This is a genomic window from Cohnella baijiui (assembly GCF_020731285.1).
Taxonomy (GTDB): domain Bacteria; phylum Bacillota; class Bacilli; order Paenibacillales; family Paenibacillaceae; genus Cohnella.
The window spans coordinates 1-418 of sequence record NZ_JAJFOW010000120.1 but is presented as its reverse complement, the minus strand read 5'-3'; the positions used below and the strand labels follow the sequence as shown (position 1 = coordinate 418).

The window sequence follows — 418 nt, the reverse complement described above, 5'->3', positions numbered from 1 at the left end:
AGCGAGGTTGCAGCGCGATTGGCCTTGTTTACTTTGCATACGGAATGAACATCTGCTGGAAGGAGGATAACCTTATGAAAAATGTTATTCGTGAAATTACACAAGCGAACATTAAGCAAGACATCCCAAGCTTCCGCCCTGGTGACACAGTACGTGTACACTTGAAAGTAGTTGAGGGCCAGCGCGAACGTATTCAGGTGTTCGAAGGGGTTGTAATCAAGCGTCGCGGAGGCGGTATCAGCGAGACTTTTACTGTTCGTAAAATCTCTTATGGTGTTGGCGTTGAGCGTACACTACCGCTCCACTCTCCGAAAATCGACAAAATTGAAGTAGTTCGCTACGGTAAAGTTCGTCGTGCGAAGCTCTACTATCTGCGCGATCGTGTGGGTAAAGCAGCACGTATTAAAGAAATTCGCCG

At 47.4% G+C, this 418-nt stretch carries 1 protein-coding gene; it reads left to right on the top strand.

Going from position 1 to position 418, the window contains the following annotated elements:
* Window positions 1-74 precede the first annotated feature (74 nt).
* On the top strand, window positions 75-418 hold a 344-nt coding region (gene rplS, locus LKX83_RS31915), incomplete at its 3' end, for a 50S ribosomal protein L19 (RefSeq protein ID WP_206246728.1).